At 66.5% G+C, this 21,517-nt stretch carries 24 protein-coding genes; 19 read left to right on the forward strand and 5 right to left on the reverse strand.

Features of this window, described 5'->3' with window-relative positions; all coding sequences use genetic code 11:
* The 5 genes from C7T96_RS09395 to C7T96_RS09415 form a co-directional block, all read left to right on the forward strand.
* Nucleotides 1-671, forward strand: a 671-nt coding sequence (locus C7T96_RS09395; RefSeq protein WP_146149157.1) for a porin, incomplete at its 5' end; no start/stop codon positions are given.
* 288 nt (nucleotides 672-959) lie between these two features.
* Complete coding sequence (locus C7T96_RS09400; RefSeq protein WP_348627234.1) at nucleotides 960-1,853, forward strand: site-specific integrase; 894 nt, start codon at nucleotides 960-962, stop codon at nucleotides 1,851-1,853.
* A 151-nt stretch (nucleotides 1,854-2,004) separates the two neighbouring features.
* On the forward strand, nucleotides 2,005-3,168 hold the full coding sequence (locus C7T96_RS09405; protein ID WP_106570980.1) for a serine hydrolase: 1,164 nt from the start codon (nucleotides 2,005-2,007) through the stop codon (nucleotides 3,166-3,168).
* A gap of 272 nt (nucleotides 3,169-3,440) precedes the next feature.
* Nucleotides 3,441-4,538: a porin gene (locus tag C7T96_RS09410; RefSeq protein ID WP_158264331.1), complete on the forward strand. Its 1,098-nt coding sequence runs from the start codon at nucleotides 3,441-3,443 to the stop codon at nucleotides 4,536-4,538.
* A 156-nt stretch (nucleotides 4,539-4,694) separates the two neighbouring features.
* Nucleotides 4,695-5,807: a pyridoxal phosphate-dependent aminotransferase gene (locus C7T96_RS09415; protein WP_106570982.1), complete on the forward strand. Its 1,113-nt coding sequence runs from the start codon at nucleotides 4,695-4,697 to the stop codon at nucleotides 5,805-5,807.
* 16 nt (nucleotides 5,808-5,823) lie between these two features.
* On the opposite strand, the gene C7T96_RS09420 is transcribed toward C7T96_RS09415, so the two are convergent.
* The 3 genes from C7T96_RS09420 to rnk all read right to left on the reverse strand — a co-directional run bounded on the left by C7T96_RS09420 (nucleotide 5,824) and on the right by rnk (nucleotide 8,340).
* Complete coding sequence (locus C7T96_RS09420) at nucleotides 5,824-7,077, reverse strand: D-amino acid dehydrogenase (RefSeq protein WP_106570983.1); 1,254 nt, start codon at nucleotides 7,075-7,077, stop codon at nucleotides 5,824-5,826.
* Between the two features lie 122 nt (nucleotides 7,078-7,199).
* Nucleotides 7,200-7,739, reverse strand: coding sequence for a nucleoside-diphosphate kinase (locus tag C7T96_RS09425; RefSeq protein ID WP_106570984.1), 540 nt, complete (start codon nucleotides 7,737-7,739; stop codon nucleotides 7,200-7,202).
* A 148-nt stretch (nucleotides 7,740-7,887) separates the two neighbouring features.
* The gene (gene rnk, locus C7T96_RS09430) at nucleotides 7,888-8,340 is read right to left on the reverse strand and encodes a nucleoside diphosphate kinase regulator (RefSeq protein ID WP_106570985.1); all 453 of its coding nucleotides are present in this window, start codon (nucleotides 8,338-8,340) and stop codon (nucleotides 7,888-7,890) included.
* Between the two features lie 497 nt (nucleotides 8,341-8,837).
* Here rnk and C7T96_RS09435 point away from each other — a divergent pair, with 497 nt between their 5' ends.
* From C7T96_RS09435 to C7T96_RS09470, 8 genes are all read left to right on the forward strand, one after another.
* Nucleotides 8,838-9,482: a TetR/AcrR family transcriptional regulator gene (locus tag C7T96_RS09435; protein WP_106571407.1), complete on the forward strand. Its 645-nt coding sequence runs from the start codon at nucleotides 8,838-8,840 to the stop codon at nucleotides 9,480-9,482.
* On the forward strand, nucleotides 9,448-10,611 hold the full coding sequence (locus C7T96_RS09440; protein ID WP_106570986.1) for an isovaleryl-CoA dehydrogenase: 1,164 nt from the start codon (nucleotides 9,448-9,450) through the stop codon (nucleotides 10,609-10,611). Before C7T96_RS09435 ends, C7T96_RS09440 begins: the two co-directional genes overlap by 35 nt.
* A 131-nt stretch (nucleotides 10,612-10,742) precedes the next feature.
* Nucleotides 10,743-11,495: a ZIP family metal transporter gene (locus C7T96_RS09445; protein WP_106570987.1), complete on the forward strand. Its 753-nt coding sequence runs from the start codon at nucleotides 10,743-10,745 to the stop codon at nucleotides 11,493-11,495.
* Nucleotides 11,496-11,629: 134 nt separating this feature from the next.
* Nucleotides 11,630-12,025, forward strand: coding sequence for a cupin domain-containing protein (locus C7T96_RS09450; protein ID WP_106570988.1), 396 nt, complete (start codon nucleotides 11,630-11,632; stop codon nucleotides 12,023-12,025).
* 38 nt (nucleotides 12,026-12,063) lie between these two features.
* Nucleotides 12,064-12,282 carry a hypothetical protein gene (locus C7T96_RS09455; protein ID WP_106570989.1) on the forward strand — a complete coding sequence of 73 codons (219 nt, stop codon included), beginning with the start codon at nucleotides 12,064-12,066 and terminating at the stop codon, nucleotides 12,280-12,282.
* A 109-nt stretch (nucleotides 12,283-12,391) separates the two neighbouring features.
* Nucleotides 12,392-13,165, forward strand: a complete 774-nt coding sequence (locus C7T96_RS09460; protein WP_106570990.1) for an inositol monophosphatase family protein — start codon at nucleotides 12,392-12,394, stop codon at nucleotides 13,163-13,165.
* 154 nt (nucleotides 13,166-13,319) lie between these two features.
* Nucleotides 13,320-13,808, forward strand: coding sequence for an AbrB/MazE/SpoVT family DNA-binding domain-containing protein (locus C7T96_RS24275; RefSeq protein WP_210203188.1), 489 nt, complete (start codon nucleotides 13,320-13,322; stop codon nucleotides 13,806-13,808).
* Nucleotides 13,805-14,185, forward strand: coding sequence for a type II toxin-antitoxin system VapC family toxin (locus C7T96_RS09470; RefSeq protein WP_158264332.1), 381 nt, complete (start codon nucleotides 13,805-13,807; stop codon nucleotides 14,183-14,185). The genes C7T96_RS24275 and C7T96_RS09470 overlap by 4 nt, the downstream gene beginning before the upstream one ends.
* A 184-nt stretch (nucleotides 14,186-14,369) precedes the next feature.
* Here the strand turns inward: C7T96_RS09470 and C7T96_RS09475 are convergent, their stop codons facing one another.
* On the reverse strand, nucleotides 14,370-15,527 hold the full coding sequence (locus C7T96_RS09475; protein ID WP_106570992.1) for a PcfJ domain-containing protein: 1,158 nt from the start codon (nucleotides 15,525-15,527) through the stop codon (nucleotides 14,370-14,372).
* 285 nt (nucleotides 15,528-15,812) lie between these two features.
* Here C7T96_RS09475 and C7T96_RS09480 point away from each other — a divergent pair, with 285 nt between their 5' ends.
* The 4 genes from C7T96_RS09480 to C7T96_RS09495 all read left to right on the forward strand — a co-directional run bounded on the left by C7T96_RS09480 (nucleotide 15,813) and on the right by C7T96_RS09495 (nucleotide 19,432).
* A complete protein-coding gene (locus C7T96_RS09480; RefSeq protein WP_106570993.1) occupies nucleotides 15,813-16,532 on the forward strand; it encodes an NAD(P)H-dependent oxidoreductase in 720 nt (239 codons plus the stop codon).
* A 128-nt stretch (nucleotides 16,533-16,660) separates the two neighbouring features.
* Complete coding sequence (locus tag C7T96_RS09485; RefSeq protein ID WP_106570994.1) at nucleotides 16,661-18,268, forward strand: carboxyl transferase domain-containing protein; 1,608 nt, start codon at nucleotides 16,661-16,663, stop codon at nucleotides 18,266-18,268.
* Between the two features lie 34 nt (nucleotides 18,269-18,302).
* Complete coding sequence (locus tag C7T96_RS09490) at nucleotides 18,303-18,974, forward strand: hypothetical protein (RefSeq protein ID WP_106570995.1); 672 nt, start codon at nucleotides 18,303-18,305, stop codon at nucleotides 18,972-18,974.
* Nucleotides 18,975-19,078: 104 nt separating this feature from the next.
* Nucleotides 19,079-19,432, forward strand: a complete 354-nt coding sequence (locus tag C7T96_RS09495; protein WP_106570996.1) for a DUF2200 domain-containing protein — start codon at nucleotides 19,079-19,081, stop codon at nucleotides 19,430-19,432.
* 44 nt (nucleotides 19,433-19,476) lie between these two features.
* Here the strand turns inward: C7T96_RS09495 and C7T96_RS09500 are convergent, their stop codons facing one another.
* Complete coding sequence (locus C7T96_RS09500; RefSeq protein WP_106570997.1) at nucleotides 19,477-19,941, reverse strand: ATP-binding protein; 465 nt, start codon at nucleotides 19,939-19,941, stop codon at nucleotides 19,477-19,479.
* A 408-nt stretch (nucleotides 19,942-20,349) separates the two neighbouring features.
* Between C7T96_RS09500 and C7T96_RS09505 the strand changes: the two genes are divergently transcribed.
* Both C7T96_RS09505 and C7T96_RS09510 read left to right on the forward strand, forming a co-directional pair.
* Complete coding sequence (locus tag C7T96_RS09505) at nucleotides 20,350-21,060, forward strand: hypothetical protein (protein WP_106570998.1); 711 nt, start codon at nucleotides 20,350-20,352, stop codon at nucleotides 21,058-21,060.
* A complete protein-coding gene (locus C7T96_RS09510; protein WP_106570999.1) occupies nucleotides 21,041-21,502 on the forward strand; it encodes a DUF2019 domain-containing protein in 462 nt (153 codons plus the stop codon). The genes C7T96_RS09505 and C7T96_RS09510 overlap by 20 nt, the downstream gene beginning before the upstream one ends.
* The last annotated feature ends 15 nt before the right edge of the window (nucleotides 21,503-21,517 follow it).

A 21,517-nucleotide genomic window follows, 5' to 3' on the forward strand; every position in this document is an offset into this window, starting at 1 on the left:
TCGACGGCGGCAACGGCTTCTTCGCCGCGATCTCGCTCGAAGACGATGCGCTGTCGGGTGAAGGCTACATGCCCGACGTCGTCGCCAAGATCGGCATCTCGCAGGGCTGGGGCGCTGTCTGGGCCAAAGTCGCCTACGATGAGAGTTTCGACGGTTCGACCGGAACGCTCAACGCGCTAACCGGAACTGTCAATAGCGGCGGCTTCGGCGCTCAGCTTGGCGCGCAGATCAACATCCCGAACATGCCGGGCTCTTCGCTTCGCTTGATGGCGTCGTATGCCGATGGCTCGCATGCTTTCAACGTGGGCGCTCCGACGATCAACGTCGCAGCCGGCATTACCGGCTTGCCGCCGTTCATCCCGGGCGTGTCGCTCTATGCTGGTGGATTGTTCGGTGGTTCGGAATGGTCGATCCTGGCTTCCTACAACCACCAGTTCTCCTCGACGTTGGGCGCATCGGTGGCCTTCCAGTGGTTTAACGACCTCTATTTGGCCGGTACCGACGTGAAGACCGGCGTCGACGCTTGGGGTGCCGAGTTCTCGCTGGTCTGGTTCCCGGTTTCGGACTTCGAAGTCCGCACCGAGATCCACTACGACGACGTTGGTAGCATCGGCGGGTTCAACCCGGATGGCACGGTTTCGGGCTATCTGCGTTTCACGCGCTACTTCTGATCAATATCAAACAGATGGCCCGGCAAATTGCCGGGCCATTTTTCTTCCACGGACAAGGCCGACCTGGCAAAGGCGAAGGAGTTCGAAAGGCAACCCAAGGAAAATCGCGAGTCACGCGCCCTAGGCTGGAACCCGGTGAGAGCCGGACACTCCACAGCAAAAAGAGAAGCGCCATTGCAAATTCCCCACCGCGAGAACTATTTAGAACTTTCTAATTTTTCGCTCGCAGGAGGGATTGATGTGAGTAGGTGCGTCGCTGGCATATCGGCGAATACAACTTTTGATAGCATATCCACCGATTGCACCGCAAAATATTCGCTTACCTGGAATGGCTCGCCTCGCCCCGTAAGCAACAACTCCCTGGCCGAGCTTTACGCACGTTTCGGCGATGTCATCTGGGACGATGGGCGTCATAAAACCAATGTTGCCGCGTTCATCGGGGAATTGAACGAGCTTTTGCTCGGCCGGCGATTCAGCGTATTTTCCCAGGACATGCTCGACGACCTGATCGGAGCCCTGCGCGAGCGCGGCAACAGCAACGCCACCATCAACCGCAAGATGGCGGCCCTGAGCAAATTGCTGCGCAAGGCGCATAAGATGGGTAAGATTCACAGCCTGCCGGAATTCCGGCGGCAAAAGGAAAGAGCCGGGCGGATCCGCTTCCTGGAACAACAGGAAGAGGCACGGCTGTTTGCCGCCATCAAGGCGCGCAGCGGCGACGCCTACCGGCTTTCCGTCTTTCTGGTCGATACGGGCTGCCGCCTCGGCGAGGCGCTCGGCCTGATCTGGAACGATATCGATTCTGGCCGCGTCACCTTCTGGGTCACCAAGTCCGGCCGCTATCGCACCGTGCCGCTGACGCGACGGGCCAAAAACGCGATCGAGCGCCAGCGCGGGATCGCCAACGGCCCGTTCGCGACGCTGACCCAGGTGCGCTACCGGGCGATCTGGAACGAGGCCAAGGCCAGCGTCGGGCTCGGTGCCGACAAGGACGTGGTGCCGCATATTCTGCGCCATACCTGCGCCTCGCGGCTGGTGCGCGGCGGCATCGACATTCGCCGGGTGCAGATGTGGCTCGGCCACCAGACCCTGCAGATGACGATGCGCTATGCCCATCTCGCCACGCACGATCTGGATTCCTGCGTCAAGGTGCTGGAACACGAGCGCTGCAACGATTGTTGAGGCACCTGCGCGGGCGTTCGGCCAAAAATCCCTGCGAAAACGCTCGCCGCGCCGGCGTCACGACCGGCCTGAACGCGGCAGGAACGCGCGGCTTGCATGGGCGGCCGCCGGCGCCTAATGGGGTGCGAACTCGACCATCGGACCGCGCCCCATGTCCCAGCCCCCTGCCCGCGACCGGATCCATCTCGGCAATTGGCGCACATATCCCGCCAGCACCTGGGCGTTCCAGAATGTCGGCGAGCTGGTGCCGTGCGCGCCGATCAGCGCGCCAGCCGGCAAACCGGCGCCCGGCCCGGGGTCCGGCCTCCTCGACGCGCTGATGATCGAGACCGACGACGGCGGCAGGATCAGTGCCACGGCCCATCTGGAGGCCTCGCATGGCGACGCCTTCGTGGCGCTGCGCGACGGGGCGCTGGTGGCCGAATGGCACGCGCCGCACTGCGACCCCGCACGCGCCCATATCGTGTTTTCGATCTCGAAATCCGTCACCGGCCTGCTCGCCGGGATCGCGGTCGGCGACGGCCTGCTCGATCCCGACCAGCCGGTGACCGACCATGTCGCCGTCGAGCCCGGCTCGGCGTTTGCAGACGCCAGGGTGCGCGACCTGCTCGACATGACCGTCAGTCTGGATTTCGAGGAAAACTATCTCGACCGGCACAGCGCCTTCGACCGCTATCGCCGCGCCATGTTGTGGAATCCCGAGCACGATCCCGACGCGGCGCAAACCCTGCCGCAGGTGCTTGCCGCGCTGCCGCGCGCCGACGGAGCCCATGGCCGGCGCTTTCGCTACGCCTCGCCGGTGACCGACATGCTCGGCCTGGTCGTCGAGCGCGCGGCCGGCCAGCGCTATCATGCCCTTTTGCGCGACAGGCTGTGGCGGCCGATCGGGGCCACGGGCGAGGCCCTTGTCACCGTCGACCGAATCGGAACGGCGCGGGCCGCCGGCGGCATCGCGATGACGGCGCGCGACCTGGCCCGGATCGGCCAGCTCGTGCTCGACGGCGGGGTCGCCAACGGCCGCCAGGTTGTGCCGGCGGACTGGATTTCGGACCTGCGTACAAACGGCAGCCGGAGCGCCTGGGCGGACGGCGATTTCGTCGACCTGTTCGCACAGGGGCGCTACCGCTCGTGCTGGTATTCGGTCGGCGACGATCATGGCAGCCTGGCCGCGATCGGCATCCACGAGCAATGGCTGTGGATCGACCCGCAGCGCCGGGTGGTGCTGGCCAAGCTGTCCTCGCGGCCGGAGCCGAGCCACGATCCCGCCACCCGGCGCGAGGCCGCGATGCTGGCCCGGATCGCGCGCGGGTTGTGACGGCCGCCTTCCCCATTCTGTAGCACAGATGTCACACGCTTCGGCGATTGTGCGCCCGCGTCCGCTGATCGGCGCGGAACGGTCGGCTGCGACGCAATTTCGCTCTGGCCAACCCCACAACAATCTGCTTATTGCTGAGCCATCGAGTCATAATTTGTTATAACATTACGATTCGATGTTCCGGACGACCTCATCGCCTTCGCTGAGCCGCCGGACGCATGAAACGCGTTTCGGGCGGGGGTCCCAAGCCCCGTCCACCATTGGAGAATGACATGAAGATCAGGAAGTTGCTTGTCGGCACCACGGCGACGCTGGCCTTCGCGCCGGCTGCCGCGATGGCAGCCGACGCGGTGGTCATCGCCGAGCCGGAGCCGGTGGAATATGTACGGGTCTGCGACGCCTTCGGAGCCGGTTTCTTTTATATCCCCGGCACCGAGACCTGCCTGCGCATCTCGGGTTACGTGCGCTACCGGGTCGGCGCGACCAGCGATGACGGGCTGACCGACACGCCGAACTTCAACGGATACGCACCGGACGGCTGGAACAAGGAAACCCGCGCCCGGGTCAATATCGACGCTCGCCAGGACACCGAATGGGGCATGCTGCGCAGCTATTTGCGGTTGCAGTCGACCTGGGGCGTGCCGAGCGACGGCGCGGTCTCCGTCGACCAGGCCTGGATCAGCCTCGGCGGCCTGCGCATGGGCTACACCGAATCGGCCTGGGGCGACACGGTTGCCGGCGTCAACACCACCGGCACGCATTCCGACGGCGCCTTGTGGTACGGCGACCAGCAGCGCCACCTGATCCAGTATAATTTCGGCGGCGATGTCGGCCTGTTCGGCGTCATCTCGCTGGAAGACGACGCGCTTTCCGGCGAGGGCTACCTGCCCGACGTCGTCGGCGTGCTCTCCTACCAGCAGGGCTGGGGCGGCGTATGGGGCCGGGTCGGTTACGACGAATCCTTCGACGGTTTCGGCGCGTCGATCGGCGTTGAGCTCAACATCCCCAACACAACCGGCTCCTCGATCCGTCTGGTCGGTTATTACGCCGATGGCGATCACGTCTACGGCACCGGCAGCTCCTATGGCGCGATTTCCGGCGGCATGGGCAATGCCGAATGGGCCGCGCTGGCCTCCTACTACCACCAGTTCACCTCGACGGTGGGCGGCTCGGTCGGCTTCGAATATTTCAACGATTTCTATGCCGGCAATTCCAGCGTCAGCACCGGGTTGAACGGGTATGTCGCCGAACTGTCGATGGTGTGGGAACCGATCAACAATTTCGAGGTTCGCACCGAAGTGACCTACGACAAGATCGACACCCGCGACGGCTCGGTCGGCGGTTTCCTGTCGTTCACGCGCGGCTTCTAACCGACCCTCGCGCCTGCGAGATATCGCTTTTCGGCCCGGCGTTCGCGCCGGGCCGTTTTTGTCAGGCGGCCGCTCCGCCGCTTGACGACGCGGTTCCTGTCCGGTCGCAATCCGGCTATATTGCCCTTTCCCTCCTTTAGCCGGATCCCCGCGCCCATGTCCTCCCGTCCCGCCCTGACCCCGCTTGCCCAGTCGCTGCCCGCCACCGTGCCCTTCGTGGGACCCGAAACGCAGGAACGCGCGCGCGGCGCGCCGTTTCGCGCCCGTCTCGGCGCCAATGAAAGCGGTTTCGGACCGGCCCCGTCCGTGATCGAGGCGATGACGCGGGCGGCCGGTTTGGCCTGGCGCTATTGCGACCCGGAAAATTTCGACCTCAAACAGGCGCTCGCGGCACAGCTCGGCGTAGCGCCCGACACGATCGCGGTCGGCGAGGGCATTGACGGGCTGCTCGGCCTGGTCGTGCGCCTGTTCGCCGCGCCCGGCGCCACCGTGGTGACCTCGCTCGGCGCCTATCCGACCTTCAACTACCATGTCGCCGGCTTCGGCGCGCGGCTCGTCACGGTGCCCTATCGCGACGACCGCGAGGATCTGGACGGCCTGGCCGAGGCGGTGCGACGCGAAAACGCGAGCCTGTGCTATCTCGCCAATCCCGACAATCCGATGGGCACGTGGTGGGACGCGGAGGCGGTGATGCGCTTCATCGAAGCGCTGCCGGAACACACCATGTTGGTGCTCGACGAGGCCTACGGCGAGACCGCGCCCGCCGGCACCCTGCCGCCGCTCGACGTCGAACGGCCCAACGTGTTGCGCATGCGCACCTTCTCCAAGGCCTACGGGCTGGCCGGCCTGCGCTGCGGCTACGCGATCGGCGAACGCGAACAGATCCGCGCCTTCGACAAGGTGCGCAACCATTTCGGGGTCAATCGCATGGCCCAAGCGGCCGCGCTCGCCGCCCTTGCCGACCGGGCCTGGCTCAACAGCGTCGTCGGCGAGGTCGCGGCCGCGCGCGACCGCATCGCGGCGATTGCCGCCGAGAACGGACTTGCCGCCCTGCCCTCGGCGACCAATTTCGTCACCATCGATTGCGGGCGCGACGGCGCCTATGCGCACAAGGTGATGGCGGCGCTGCTCGGCGCCGGCATCTTCGTGCGCAAGCCGATGGCGCCCGGCCTCGACCGCTGCATCCGCGTCTCGACCGGCCCCGAGGCCGAGCTGGCGCTTTTCGCCGCCGAACTGCCCGGCGCGCGCGCGGCGGCGCAGGCCGGCTGAGCGACCGGAAGCCCGATCAGCCGTAGCGCGACAGGTTCAAAGCGCCAGCATCGACCTCCGGCGCCTTGCCGCCGACCAAATCGGCCAGAACGCGGGCTGAGCCGCAGGCCATGGTCCAGCCGAGCGTGCCGTGGCCGGTGTTGAGATAGAGGCGCTTCACCGGCGTGGCCCCGACCACGGGCGGGCCGTCCGGCGTCATCGGACGCAGCCCACACCAGAACGTGGCCGCTGCGGTATCCCCGCCTGCGGGAAACAAGTGATTGAAGGAGTGCTCGAGCGCGGCCCGGCGGCTCTGCCTCGGGCCGAGGTCGAAGCCGGCGATCTCGGCAGTGCCGCCGACGCGAATGCGCGTGCCCAGGCGGGTGATCGCGGTCTTGTAGGTCTCGTCCATCACGGTCGAGACCGGGGCCGCGTCCTCGTCAGCCACCGGCATGGTCAGCGAATAGCCCTTGACCGGATAGACCGGCAGCTTAAGCCCGAGCGGGCCGATCAGCGCCGGGCTGTAGCTGCCGAGCGCCACGACATAGGCGTCGGCCTCGCGAAAGCCGCGCGAGGTAACCACGCCCGTCACCCCGCGGCCGTCGCTCACCAGCGCCTGGACCTCGGTGCCGTAGGAAAACGCCACGCCATGCGCGGCGGCGGCCTCGGCCAGCAGGGTGGTAAAAAGATGGCAGTCGCCGGTCTCGTCGCCGGGCAGCCGCAGACCGCCGACGATATCGGCCTTGGCCCCTGCCAGTCCCGGTTCGGCCGCCACGCAGCCCGCGCGGTCGAGCGCCTCGTAGGCGACGTCGAACTGGCGCAGCACCTCGACATCGCGGGCGATGCCGTCGAACTGTTTTTGGGTACGGAAAAGCTGCAGCGTGCCGCGGCTGCGCTCGTCATAGGCAATACCGGTCTCGGCCCGCAACTGCTTCAGGCAGTCGCGACTATATTCGGCGAGCGGCACCATGCGGGCCTTGTTGCGCGCATACCGGTCCGCGGTGCAGTTGCGCAGCATCTTGAAGAGCCAGATCCAGCGGGCCGGATCCACGCCGGGACGCACCACCAGCGGTCCATGTCGCATCAGCAGCCATTTCAGCGCCTTCAGCGGCACGCCCGGAGCCGCCCAGGGCGAGGCGTAGCCCGGCGAAACCTGGCCGGCATTGGCGAAGCTGGTCTCCTTGCCCGGCCCCTCACAGCGTTCGACGAGTTCGACCTCGTGTCCGGACCGGGCCAGATAGTAGGCGGTGGTCACGCCGATGACGCCTCCGCCGAGGACCAGCACTTTCATAATTTTCGTTCTCCGGTTGTTTGGATGAAGACGGCGCCGCCCGGCGGACGGCGCCCTTGGGGAAAGCGGCCTGGCCGGGCCCGTTGCCGGAGACCGGAAACCGCGAAAGCTGGAAGGTCCTTTCAGGCGGCGGAGGGGCCGGGATCGTCGAACCCGCCGGGACCGGGCGAAGCCGGGCGGCACACGGTCCGGGCGCTGCCCTGGATGAGCGTGAGCGTCGGCCGTTTCTGAACCGGCGGCGCCATGCGCGTCAGCGCTTCCTTCTCGCGCCGCGCGGCCTCGGGCTGATAGAGCACGCTTTCCAGGACGATCGTTTCTTGAACGCCGTCCTGTCCGGCGAACCGGAACAGCTGGCCTTCGCTGAGACCGATCAGCGCCAGCCCGCGCAGCGAGGTCAGCGGAAGGAAAAGTCCGACCGGCGATTGCATGCGTTCATGCGAGATCACCCGGGTGTCCGGCTCGCGGCCGTCGACGCTGAACGTGATCCGGCTGTTGAGGGTCGCCACGGTGGCGGGAACGTCGTCGCCGAAGACGACACGCGCCGCGTCGAGCTTTTCTTTCAGCAGCGCCGCCATCGGATCGTCCTGACCCAGGCAGCGCTCGAGCATGACTTCGAGAATCGTATGATCCTTGGTGGTGAGGATGCAGCTTTGCTCAGACATCGCAGTTCTCCAGCGCTCCGCCCGGGGAGCGGTTGCGGTTTGACGACAATGGAGAATCCCCTGGCCGCTGGCGGGCGGCGCAGGGGCTACGATCCTGCGAGGAGACAGCCTCCGAACAGCGTGAGGCGACAGAAGGGCCTGGCCCCGCTCATGAGGCCCGGCCCGCTTCATGCACCGGCCCGGACGCGGACACCACGCCGCCGGTATTGTCCACGCTTTCGACGGTAAGGCGATGGGTGCGGCCGTCGCGCGCGGTCCAGTCGATCGACTGACCGGCCGCCAGGCCGATCAGCGCAACGCCGATCGGCGTCAGCACGGAGATCTTGCCCTCGGCGATATCGGCTTCGCCGGGAAACACCAGCGTGACGGTGCGGTCCTCGCCGACATCGCTGGTGAAACGCAGACGCGAGCCCATGCGCACCACGTCGGCGGCCAGCTTCGAATCGTCCACGGTGCGCGCGCGGTCGAGCTCGGCGAAGAGCTGGTCGGCGACGGCGGGATTGCGCTCGGCAAAACCTTCCGCCAGCCGCGAGAGCCGCTCGTGGTCGGACCGGGTCATGGCAATTGCCGGCTTGCGCTTTTTCTTGGTTTCGGGAGCCATTCCTGGACTTCCTCGTCAATCTGGCGCCGCCGATGCATCAACGATGCGCGGCACCCTGGTTTGTTCTGATGAATGAAGTGTCGCCTGTGTGGCTTGCGTCGACCCGCCCCGCGGGGAAACTTGCCTGTGCCCCCGCAGCCGGGGCGCGACGCGACCGGGCCCGGGGTCAGTGTCCCGCGATAGGACACACCCTGTGAAGGCTCATTACGGGCAGCTCGGTCCAATACATGGTTCGAGACTTGGTGTAGGGCAGCGGGAATGTCAAGCCTCACGCGGCTCTGGACCAGCCGTCCGCCCCAACCCGGCCTCCGCGACCGGCAGGCGCCAGCCCCGTCGCACCCGACCGGCTGGCTCCCGCCGCCTGATGACCATGCGCGACCGCGCCCAAAGCCGCGCGCCCCAACCTTGCGGGCGCGGCCGGGGACCCGTCACGGCCAGCAACGGCTTCCTTGAATTAATTGAACGTTCGTTTTATTATTCCGACCGGGAGGAACGCAATGGCGCGCACGATCGGCTCGGACGGCGAAAAGACGGAGGCGGCGATCCGCGAGGCTGCCGTCAACCTGATCGCGCGCCATGGCTACGAAGCGGTTTCCATGCGCCGGCTGGCAGCCGAGGTCGGCGTCCAGGCCGCCGCCCTCTACCGCTATTTCCCGACCAAGGAAGATTTGCTGTTCACGCTGATGCGCGAACATATGGAAGACCTGATCGCGGCCTGGAAGACGGCCGATCCCGGCCCGGCAGACAGCGCCGCGCGGCTCGCCGCCTTCGTGCGCAATCACATCATCTTTCACGTCGCACGCCGGCACGCCACCCATGTCTCCAACATGGAACTGAGAAGCCTTTCGCCCGAGCGGCTGACGGCGGTGCTGCGGCTGCGCGCAGCCTACGAAAAGGAACTGCGCGGGATTTTGCGCACCGGCGCGGCTGCGGGGGCGTTCACCGTCGACGATCCGGCGCTGACGGCGATGGCGATCCTCCAGATGATCACCGGCGTGATCGTCTGGTTCCGCCCCGACGAAAGACTGTCGGTGCGCGAAGTGGCCGACACATACCACACCATGACAATGCGCCTGGTCGCAGCGGCCGGGCATGCGGAGGGAAACGATGTACACGCACATGATGCAGTTCGGACTGGGTGAGGAAATCGAGGCGCTGCGCGACATGGTGCGCCGCTTCGCCTCCGACAAGATCGCCCCGATCGCGGCCGAGATCGACGCCAGCAACGAATTTCCCGCCGGGCTGTGGACGGAACTCGGCGCGCTCGGCCTGCTCGGCATCACCGCCGATCCCGAGCACGGCGGATCGGGCATGGGCTATCTCGCCCATGTGGTGGCGATCGAGGAGATTTCGCGCGCCTCGGCCTCGGTCGGGCTTTCCTACGGCGCGCATTCCAATCTGTGCGTCAACCAGATCAGGCGCTGGGGCACGGCCGCGCAGAAGGCGGCCTATCTGCCCGGCCTGTGCGCGGGCGACAAGGTCGGTGCGCTGGCGATGTCGGAATCGGGCGCCGGCTCCGATGTCGTCTCCATGCGCCTTCGGGCGGAAAAGAAGAACGACCGCTACGTGCTGAACGGCACCAAGATGTGGATCACCAACGGCCCGGATGCCGACACGATGGTGGTCTACGCCAAGACCGACCCCGAGCGCCACTCGCGCGGCATCACCGCCTTTATCGTGGAAAACACCATGAAGGGATTCTCGGTGGCGCAGAAGCTCGACAAGCTCGGCATGCGCGGTTCCAACACCGGCGAACTGGTGTTCGACAATGTCGAGGTGCCGTTCGAAAACGTGCTGCACGAGGAGGGCAAGGGCGTCGAGGTGCTGATGTCCGGCCTCGACTACGAGCGCGTGGTGCTGGCGGCGGGGCCGGTCGGCATCATGGCCGCCTGCCTCGACGTGGCCGTGCCCTATTGCCACGAACGCAAGCAGTTCGGCCAGAAGATCGGCGAGTTCCAGCTCGTCCAGGCCAAGCTCGCCGACATCTACGCCGCGCTCAACGCCAGCCGGGCCTATGTCTACGCGGTGGCGGCGGCCTGCGACCGGGGCGAGACGACACGCAAGGATTCGGCCGGCTGCGTGCTGTTTTCGGCCGAAAAAGCGACGCAATGCGCGCTCGACGCCATCCAGATCCTCGGCGGCAACGGCTATATCAACGACTATCCGACCGGCCGGCTGTTGCGCGACGCCAAGCTTTATGAGATCGGCGCCGGCACCAGCGAGATCAGGCGCTGGCTGATCGGCCGCGAGATGATGGCGGAAAGCGCTTGAGGCCGGCAAATGCCGCCCATTCGCGGGGTTTCGACGGCTGACGTCTCAACCGGGGGTCGCTGGCCCAACAGGTTTTCCGGAACCGAGCCGCACGCGCGACCGGAGCGCCGCGCTGGAAGACGGATCGAGAGATGACCATGGACGCCGATGTCGTTCTCGTTTTCCTTGCGGCCATGACGACGGCGGTGACCACCGGCTTGGGCGCCCTGCCCTTCGTGTTCGTGAAGCGCATCGACCGATGGCGGCTCAGCATCGCCAATGCGGTGGCGGCCGGGCTCATGCTGGGGGCAAGCTACAATCTGATCGACGAAGGCGCGGACATCGCCCTCGACCGGGTTCTTATCGGCATCCTGCTCGGTCTTGCCGCCATTCTCGCGGCCAATCGGCTGCTCCGGCGGCGCGACACCGCCGACATCGCCGACCTGCACGGCAGGAGCGCGACACGGGCACTTCTCATTCTAGGCGTGATGACGGCGCACTCCTTTGCCGAAGGGATCGGGGTCGGCGTCTCCTTCGCCGGCACGCCCGAACTCGGCGCCTTCATCACAACCGCCATCGCGATCCACAACATCCCCGAGGGCCTTGCCATTTGCCTGGTGCTGATCCCGCGCGGCACATCCATCTGGAAGGCATCGCTGTGGAGCATTTTCACCAGCCTGCCGCAGCCGTTGATGGCCGTACCGGCCTTCCTGTTTGTGCAATCGTTCGAGCCTTTCCTGCCGATTGGCCTGGGCATCGCGGCCGGCGCCATGATCTGGATGGTATTTTCGGAACTGATACCGGATGCCACGGAGAACGCCTCGGGCGATGCGGTTGGAACCACCGTGGTCCTCGCCATCGTCGCGCTCTGGGCATTCCAGCTGGTGTTGTTCGGCACGTGGTGAACTCCGGTCCGAAGCGTTGGCGCCGCATTTCGGGCGTGCGAGACCGCGACTTGACGGAGGTCAATACGGGCCGGATGCTGTTTTGCTATCCAGCCTGCAGCAATACGGCACGATTGACGAGCAGGAGAGACGAGATGCGTGGCTTTGTGGACGATATCGAAAAGCTGACCGAGGAAAACACGGATTTCCGCCGGGTTCTCTACACCGGCCAGAACCTGCAGCTCGTTTTGATGTCCATTCAGCCGGGCGACGACATCGGCGAGGAAGTCCATGATGATCGAGACCAGTTCTTCCGCGTCGAGCAGGGCGAGGGCGAGGCCTGGATCGACGGCAATCGCTCCCCGGTGAAAGCGGACTATGCCTTCATCGTGCCGGCCGGCGCCCGCCACAATGTCAAATGCACCGGCAACCAACCGCTGCGCCTCTACACGGTCTACGGACCGCCGGAGCACCGCGAAGGGACCGTGCACGCGACCAAGGCGCAAGCCGAGGCGCATGAAGAGCATTTCGACGGCGTCACGACGGAATAACCGCACGTCGGAAGCCGGTGCCGAAGGGAGTTCTCGCCATGGCCAACACGAAACAACGGCGCAACCCATTGCTTCCTTGGTGGATCGGTCTCGCCCTCACCGTGGCGGTGATTGTCTATGTCGCCTACCGGTTTGCCTGCCTGGACTGCGCGCCGGCCGGCTTTCTGGAATTCATGATCCTCGGCATCGTGCCGGCGGTGTACCTGCTGCTGATGTATCTGACCTTCAAAAGCCAGGCCGACAGCGAGTCGCGATAGGGTCTGCCTTCATCCCGCCCCCGACGAAGACCGGCGCCGGCCTCCTCTGGTGCCGGTTGGCTTGCGCGGTTGTAATCGTTTCGACATCGGCCCCCTCTACGAAACCGGTATGCGCGAATCCAAGACAATCTTCGCCGCCGCAATGGCTTTGGCCGACGCCGCGTCGACACTCGCCCGCAAGGCCTGGTTCGAAGACGCCGCCGCGCGGTACAAATCCGACGGTTCGTCGCTGACCGATGCCGATCTGGCCATCGAGACCAACTGGCGCGAAACGATCCGGCGCCTGTTCCCCTCGCACGGAATTCTCGGTGAAGAATACGGCACGGACGCCGGTTCCAGCGCCTTTACCTGGGTTCTCGACCCGATCGACGGGACCCGGCAATTCGCTACCGGGTTGCTGAATTTCGCCTCGCTGATTGCCGTATGCCGCGACGGGGTGCCCGTCATCGGCATCATCGACCTGCCCCTTTCCGGCGCACGTTACGCAGCGGCCGAAAACGAGGGCACCAAGCTCAATGGCCGTACCGTGCGATGCAGCGGTCAGACCGGGCTTGCCGACGCCAGGATCAGCCTGGCCAATCCCGACAGTTTCGCCGGCGATGCCGGACGGTCCTTCGAACGGCTGCGTTCGACCGGCCGGCTCAATGTCTTTGACGGCGGCGCACCGGCCTATGGCGCATTGTCGCGCGGCCTGATCGATGTCTGCCTGAACGGCAGCGACCTCGACGCATACGATATCTGCGCCCTGTGCCCGGTGGTGACGCAGGCCGGCGGCGTCATCTCCGACTGGTCGGGCCGGCCGCTCTCCCTGGCCTCCAGCGGCGCCATCGTGGCAAGCGCCTCGCCGGAACTCCATGGCATCGTTCTGGCAACGCTCGGCTGAGCAGCCTCAACGCGGATCGCCGGACGACCGTCGCCGACCGCTGGGCCGGGGTCGAAGATGGGAAGCAACCACAAATGACAAAAAACATATCAATTTGACATTTATTATGGATATACCATGTTTGCTCGGTTGCTATGCGAGCGGGATACGAGACATGGCGAGTTTGGAAACCGACCGCATGCGCGCGGTGATCCAGGGGCAGAGCACGGTGTCCGACAAGATCCGCGCTCTCGACGCGGCCGGGTTCGCCCGTGCCGACATCGCGCGCTTTCTCGGCAAGCGTTACCAGCACGTGCGCAATGTTCTGGTCGCCGGCACCCCGGCTGCGAAAAATCCGCCTCGGGCGACATCGACGGCCGACCCCGTCGACCGCCCGGCCCGGCAACGGCTGAAAGGACGCCTTCAGATCGGCGCCGGCGGCCGTATTGTCATTCCGGCCGAGATGCGCGCCGCGATGGGCGTCTCGGAGGGCGACAGCCTGCTTGCGCGCGTCATCGACGGCGAATTGCGGCTGCTGTCGCAAGATGCCGCGCTGCAGAAGGCGCAGGCTCTCGTTCGCCAGGTCGTGCCGGAAGGCGTCAGCCTCGTCGATGAATTGATTGCCGAGCGCCGCCTCGAAGCGCGCCGGGACGACGAGCGGTGAGCGGTGTCCTCGACGCGTCGGCCGTGCTGGCTCTGCTCAACGACGAACCGGGAAGCGATTTCGTGCGCGCCCGCCTGGGCGGATCGCTGATGAGCCTCGTCAACGCCATCGAGGTCGGGACCAAGCTCGTCGACAAGGGGCTGTCGGAAAGCCAGGCGCGAGAAACGCTCGACCTGATCGACATTCCCCTCGTCGGTCTCGATCACGACGTGGCGCAAGCCTCGGTCGCGTTGCGGGCGGCGACCCGGTCGCGCGGTCTGTCGCTGGCCGACCGGGTCTGTATCGCTCTCGCCGCGCGCGAGGGATTGCCGGCCATCACGGCAGACCGCTCCTGGACCGAGCTCGCGCTGCCCTGCACGGTCGAATTGATCCGCTAGGCCGGCTGCCCCTGCAGGCGCCCGTTTCGGGACGTCCGCGCACCACCGGCGACCTGAAACGTGTCGCAAGGAGGCAACGCCTCCCTGGCATCGCGGCGCCTGTGCCCGAAGCATCGCCGGGTCCACCCGCAGACAAGCGCCTGCCGGCGATGGGCCGGCGCACTGTCTCGGGCGCGGGGCCTGCTCACGTCACCACCACGCCGCGCGCCTTGGCCCAGCGCGCCAGCACCTTCTGCTCGTCGGGCAGGGGCGGCCGGTTGGCGAAACCGCGCACCTGGACAAGGCGGTCGCACCTGTCGAGCTCGATGGTCAACAGCCGCTCGGCCTTGCCCGCACCGCGCCGGGACAGCGACCAGATCGACGCCGAACCGGCAATGCATTTCGCCGCATAGGTCGACACGCAATGGCGCATGGCGCGGGTCTCGGCCACCAGTTCGGCGGCCGAGGAGAGCTGGCGCACGACATATTCCTCGCGCCGCGCGCGCGGTTCCTTCGCCGATGGCTTCCACGACCAGTCGGCGAGCGCGGACCCGTCCCAGCGTCCGCCCTCGGGTGCGGCCATGCCGGCGCGCGCCGCCGCCCGCCCCGCCCGACGACGGGCAGCCTCGATGCGGGCGATCGTCGCCAGGTCGCGATGCCAGTCGTGCATCTGGCGCTCGAGCGAGGCCAGCGTGCGGCCCTTGAGGCTGTAGCCGCGGTCGCGCCGGCGGCAGGCAGCCAGGTAGTCGACGAGGTCGTCGACCAGCGCGCGCGGCGCCGGATTGGCGCAGAAAAACCACACAACCTCGCGCCAGAAGGCGAACTGGCGGCGCGGCGTATGGGCGATCTTGCTGTGCGCGATGCTCAGCGCCAGACCGAGATCGTCGGTATAGCTGCGCGCCACCGCCTGCCAGAACGCGGCCTCGAAGGAAAGATCGCCCGGCGGATTGAGAAACCGGTGCACCTCCTTGCGCGTCAGCCAGCGGCCGGCGGCCTCCTTGTAGAGCGAGCCGCCGCGTGCGGCGATCACGTACCAGCTCTTGCGCAGCCGCACCTCGCCGACGTCGAGCCCGCCGGCATCGATCCAGATCCGCTCGAGCGCGCCGGAGACCGGATAGCGCGCATAAAGATGACGCGCAGCGGCAAGCCGCAGCCGGGCCGGATCGCGCGACTTCATGCGCGGACGCCAGGCGGCCGGGTCGCGGATCGCCTCGCCGACGAAACCGCCCCTCGCCTCGGCGAGCGCCTTGTTGAAATCGGGAGCCGGACGCGCGGCGCGGACAACGCGCTTCAGCGTGGCGTCGTAAGCTTCATCTCTTTCGCGCGCGGCCTCCTGCCGGCGCTGGATCATGGAACGGGCCATGGCCTTCGGGCCTCAATGGATTGCTGTCAGCCGGACGCACTACGAGCGTCGGCACGAAACGTGGCGAACTCGAATGCGATCTCATGACAGGCTCCTTGGGGCCGGAATGGACCGGCTCGATAGGCGGACAAGGCGGCAAAGATATGGCGGCCGCGGCCGGCAAGGGCGGCGCCGAAGCCGTGCCTCGGGCCTTTTCGCGCCCTGCGGGGCTGGTATCGTGCGCTGGAACCGCGCCATCCAGCCCGCGTTGGCCAAGCACGACAGCATAGCAACGGGAGACGAACCATGACGCTCAGCGACGCCCAGCAACGGCTCAATCGCGGCCACGATTTCGACTTCTCCGGCCTCACCGCCCTGTTCGTGAATTGCACGCTCAAGGCCTCGCACCAGGGCGCCTCGCACACGCAGGCGCTGATGGACGACGCGATCGCGATCATGCGGCAGAACGGCGTCGCCGTGACGAACCTGCGCGCGGCCGACCATCGCCTCGCCTTCGGCGTCCAGCCCGACATGCGCGAGCATGGCGCGAGCCACGACGACTGGCCGGAGGTTTTCTGGCCCGAGATACGCGACGCCGACATTCTGGTGCTCGGCACGCCGATCTGGCTCGGCGAGGAATCCTCGCTGTGCCGGGTGATCATCGAGCGGCTTTACGCCCATTCCGCCCAGCGCAACGACAAGGGCCAGTATGTTTTCTACGGCAAGACCGGCGGCTGCATGGTGACCGGCAACGAGGACGGCATCAAGCATGTGTCGATGAGCTGCCTCTACGCCATGCAGCATGTCGGCTACACGATCCCGCCGCAGGCCGATTGCGGCTGGATCGGCGAGGCCGGGCCGGGCCCGTCCTACGGCGACACGCTCGACGACGGCAGCCGCGCCGGTTTCGACAATGATTTCACCCGCCGCAACCTGACCTTCATGACGTGGAACCTGATGCATGTCGCGCGCCTGCTCAAACGGGCCGGCGGCCTGCCCGCGCACGGCAACACCGCCGCCTCCTGAAGATCGGACGTCTCTGGCGGCGGCCGCGCCGCGCGGTCGCGGCCGCAATGCTGGACAGGCTCCGCTTGCCCCCCTATCGATAGGTCATGCCGGGGCTCCGCCCCCGACCGGACAGTGCAAGGATCATCATGGCCACGCTTTCCTCCCAGATTTCCCCCGCCGCCGAGAATTTTCGCGACAATGCCAGCCGCATGAAGGCGCTGGTGGCCGAGATCGCCGAAACGGCGGCCGAGATCGAGCGCGGCGGCCCGCAGGCGGCGCGCGAGCGCCACACCGCGCGCGGCAAGCTTTTGCCGCGCGAGCGGTTGGCGCAGCTGCTCGACGCCGGCTCGCCATTTCTGGAAATCGGCCAGTTCGCCGCGCATGCGATGTATTCGGGCGACATCGCGTCGGCCGGCATGATCGCCGGCATCGGCCGGGTGTCGGGTCGCGAGGTGATGGTGGTGGTCAACGACGCCACCGTGAAGGGCGGCACCTATTATCCGTTGACGGTGAAAAAGCACCTGCGGGCGCAGGAGATCGCGCGCGAAAACAACCTGCCCTGCATCTATCTGGTCGATTCGGGCGGGGCCAACCTGCCCAATCAGGACGAGGTCTTCCCGGACCGCGAGCATTTCGGCCGCATCTTCTTCAACCAGGCCAACATGTCGGCCGCCGGCATCCCGCAGATCGCCTGCGTGATGGGCTCGTGCACGGCGGGCGGGGCCTATGTGCCGGCGATGTCGGACGAATCGATCATGGTGCGCAACCAGGCGACGATCTTTCTCGGCGGCCCGCCGCTGGTCAAGGCGGCGACCGGCGAGGACGTCACCGCCGAGGAACTGGGCGGAGCGGAGGTGCATACCCGCCAGTCGGGCGTGGCCGACCACTATGCCATCGACGACGAGCACGCGCTCGGCCTGGTGCGCCGCATCGTCGCCAATTTGAACCGGAAAAAACCCGCCCGGCTGGAGACCCGCGCCCCGGTCGCCCCGCTTTACGCAGCCGACGAGATTTACGGCGTGGTGCCGGCCGACACGCGGCAGCCCTACGACGTGCGAGAGGTGATCGCGCGCATCGTCGACGGTTCCGAACTGGACGAGTTCAAGCAGAATTACGGCACGACGCTGGTGACCGGCTTTGCCCGCATCCACGGCCTGCCGGTCGGCATCATCGCCAATAATGGCGTGTTGTTTTCGGAATCCGCCCTCAAGGGCGCGCATTTCATCGAACTGTGCTGCCAGCGCGACATTCCGCTGGTGTTTTTGCAAAACATCACCGGCTTCATGGTCGGCAAGAAATACGAGGCCGGCGGCATCGCCCGCGACGGCGCCAAGCTGGTGACGGCGGTGGCCACGGCGCGCGTGCCGAAAGTGACCGTCATCATCGGCGGCTCGTTCGGCGCCGGCAATTACGGCATGTGCGGGCGCGCCTACTCGCCACGCTTCTTGTGGATGTGGCCGAACGCGCGCATTTCGGTGATGGGCGGCGAGCAGGCCGCCACCGTCCTGTCGATGGTCAAGCGCGAGGGCATCGAGCGCAAGGGCGGTGAATGGTCGGACGAGGACGAGGCGGAATTCAGAAAGCCGATCCTGGAAAAATACGAGAAGGAAGGCCACCCGCTCTATTCATCGGCAAGGCTCTGGGACGACGGCATCATCGACCCGGCCAAGACGCGCGAGGTGCTGGCGCTCAGCCTGTCGGCCGCGCTCAACGGCGAACGCGAGGAGACGAAATTCGGCGTCTTCAGAATGTGAGCGCGACCTTGCGCGCGCCTTCGGAGCCGTCCCGATGATCCCCTGGGAAACACTCGACACCGCCGCCGTGCCCGGCGGCCGGGAGACGCTGCGGCTGAAACGGCGCGGCGGCGAGTTCTCCGTCATGCTGGGCAGCAACGAATTGATGAACAGCCGGCTGAGCGGTTCGGAGGAAGCGCTCGCCCGGCTGAGCATCGAGCGCCTGACATCGCCAGCCCCGCGGCTGCTTGTCGGCGGCCTCGGTCTCGGTTTCACGCTGCGCGCCGCCCTGCCCCGTCTGCCGCCCAAAGCCCACGTCACCGTGGCCGAGCTGGTGCCGGCGGTGATTGCCTGGGCGCGCGGCCCGCTCGCCGCGCTGCACGGCGACAGTCTGATCGACCCGCGCGTGTCAATCGTGGAGGCCGATGTCGGCGCCGTCATCAGGGCGCAGCGGTCGCGATGGGACGCCATCCTGCTCGACGTCGACAACGGCCCCGAAGGGCTGAGCCGGGCCGGCAACGATGCGCTCTACAGCGCCAGCGGGCTGGCCGCGGCCCACAACGCGCTGGCGCCCGGCGGCGTCTTGTCGGTGTGGTCGGCCGGACCCGACCGTGGGTTTACCCGCCGCCTGCGCGACACCGGCCTGGCGGTGGAGGAAGTTTCCGTGCGCGCCGGCACCACCAGACGCGGCGCCCGCCACGTCATCTGGCTGGCCAGCAAGGCGTGACCTTTGCGCCACCCCATTTGCCTCACGCCGCGCAGGCCTTGCATTTGGCGGCCGCCCACCGCAGGCTCCGCCGCACCGCGCACCACGATCACCGGGGAGCCCTGATGGCCAGGCACCGCATCTACACGACGAGTTTCGCCAGCGTCTATCCGCATTATGTCGCCAAGGCCGAGAAGAAGGGGCGCACGAAGCAGGAGGTCGACGAGATTATCGCCTGGCTGACCGGCTACGGCCCCGCCGAGCTCGACGCCGTGCTCGCGGCAAAGACCGATTTCGAGACCTTCTTCGCCGAGGCGCCGAAGCCCAACCCGGCCCGTGACAAGGTCACCGGCGTGATCTGCGGCGTGCGCGTGGAGGAGGTCGAGGAGCCGACGATGCGCGAAATCCGTATCCTCGACAAGCTGGTCGACGAGTTGGCGAAGGGCAAGGCGATGGAGAAGATTTTGCGGACGACCTGACGCGCCCGCGCCGCATTCGCCGCCCCCGGGCGCGCCGCTCGCCCCTACCCCTGATCGTGCAGGACGATCGAAAACCCTTCGTCAGCCGAAGGCTCGACGAAGTGGCTGGTGAAGAGGTCGAACTCGGCCTCGCTCACCCGGTATTCGTGTTCGCCCGTCGCATTGCGGCCGGCGAGCCTCGCCTTGCACACGGCGTCGCTCGCCCTGAGATAATGCAGTTCGTGCGCCGCACCCGCCTTTTCGAAGATGGCGCGCATCCAGGCGCGCGAGGCAGGCGTGTTGGCCTGGAAGTCGAGCACGACGGACACCGAGCGCAGCAGGTCGGCGACCAGCGGCGCGACGGCCTCGCGCAGCCGCCGCGTGCAGCGCGCATAGTCGTCGATCGTCGCGATCTCGCCCGGATAGAGCCGCGCCAGCCAGAAATCCTCGCTAATCAACACGGTGTCCGGCGCCCGCGCCTGCCTCGCCGCCAGCGTCGACTTGCCGGAGGCGATCTTGCCGCAGATCATCAGGAGCTTTGGACGAGACAATTGCTTTTCCGTTCTGGTAAGCCCGACTTGACAGGGCCGGCGCGGATCACAGGAATTTTTGGATCGGTCGTCAAGCTTGGCGATGGGGTTCCGTTCGGACTGGAACCGACACGAGGTCCGGTTCCGCGCCGGTTGTTCCAGGGACCAACCCGTTGATATCGCGCCCAGCGCCCGACCCGCGATGCCGCGCCGACGTCGCCCCGGCGGATGACGCACCTAGCGTCCAGTCCGCGACGCCGCGCCAGCGTGCGACCCGGTCGTGATCGTCATCCTCGGGCCTGACCCGAGGATCCATGCCTGAACGGTCCCGACCGACGCCTACGACACCAAACTTGTCCACGCCTTCCTGCTCGCCGGTATCCTTCCCGAAGTGACCGAGGACATGGAATGCGCGGACCCGACCTCACAGTGAAATACAACCGGCTCGTTTGGCATCTCGCCGCGGAACGCGTGCGCCGTGCCAGCAGCGGGATGCGATCGGTCATCAAAGCGAACCCAAACTGGCACCTCCAGCCGCGAGCGCCGGCAGGAACGCCCGAGGGTGGGCAGTGGATCGCCTATCTTACCGCCGGCGCCGCATCGATCCTGCCCGTCCTGATGCGCCTGGGCCCGAAGGCCGTGCGCCTCTTCCGCGAGATCGCTCGCCGCGTCGGGCCGACGCTCCGCCGGCTGCCGAAACAATGGGGCGAGAAGTCGAAGTTTCCCGACGAGGAGGAATTCGATACGGAAACACGCAGGATCGGCCCCATGTCGCGGCAACGGCCGGGCCAGCCGGTGCTGCGGTTCCGGAACGAGCGCGAACTGCGCAATTACCTCGGACCCGCAGGTCCCGGCCGTGAATGGCATCACATCGTCGAGAAAAGACTGGAGGTGCTTTTTTCGCCTGAACTCATTCACAGCACGGACAACATCATCAACCTGCCGGTTGACCTGCACCGCCACATCAATGGCAAGATGAGCCGCAAGTCGTCGGCCACGAACGATATCGTTCGCCGCTTCTACGTAAGTCGGTTCTCGTTTCGCGACCAATACAATCACGGCATCGACTTGATCAGAGAGGCAGCGGAAGAACTTGGCTATGACCCGGACAATCTCTGACAAGCCGACTGGCGCGCTCGTGGCCGCCCTGGTCGAATACGAGGAGCAGCGGCGGCTCGCGATCCGCCGCGAGGACACGCCGGCCGCAAACCGGCTCTACGACAAGACGGTCCCCATCCTGAAAGAACTGGTGCTGAGAGAGCCCGAGGGCCGCGACGCGCTGGAGGCCCTGCTTCAGCATTCCTCGGCCTTCGTTCGCCTGTCGGCGGCGGCAAAGGTGCTCGGCTGGGCTCCGAACAAGGCAATCCCGGTTCTGGGGCGGCTTTACACCGAGGACCTCAAACCCGCCTACTCCCTCGCCGAGAGCGGTGACGTCCGCCTGACCGCGAAAGAATTGCTCTACCGCCATTTCGGCATTCGCAGCTTCAATCCGAACCATCTCATCGAGCCGCTCAAGGCCTATGGCATCGACTGGCCCTACCGGCCGCATTTCGATCGCTAGGCTGCCGCCAAGCGG

Source organism: Nitratireductor sp. StC3 (assembly GCF_003015025.1).
In the GTDB taxonomy this organism is placed as follows: Bacteria; Pseudomonadota; Alphaproteobacteria; order Rhizobiales; family Rhizobiaceae; genus Mangrovimarina; species Mangrovimarina alexandrii.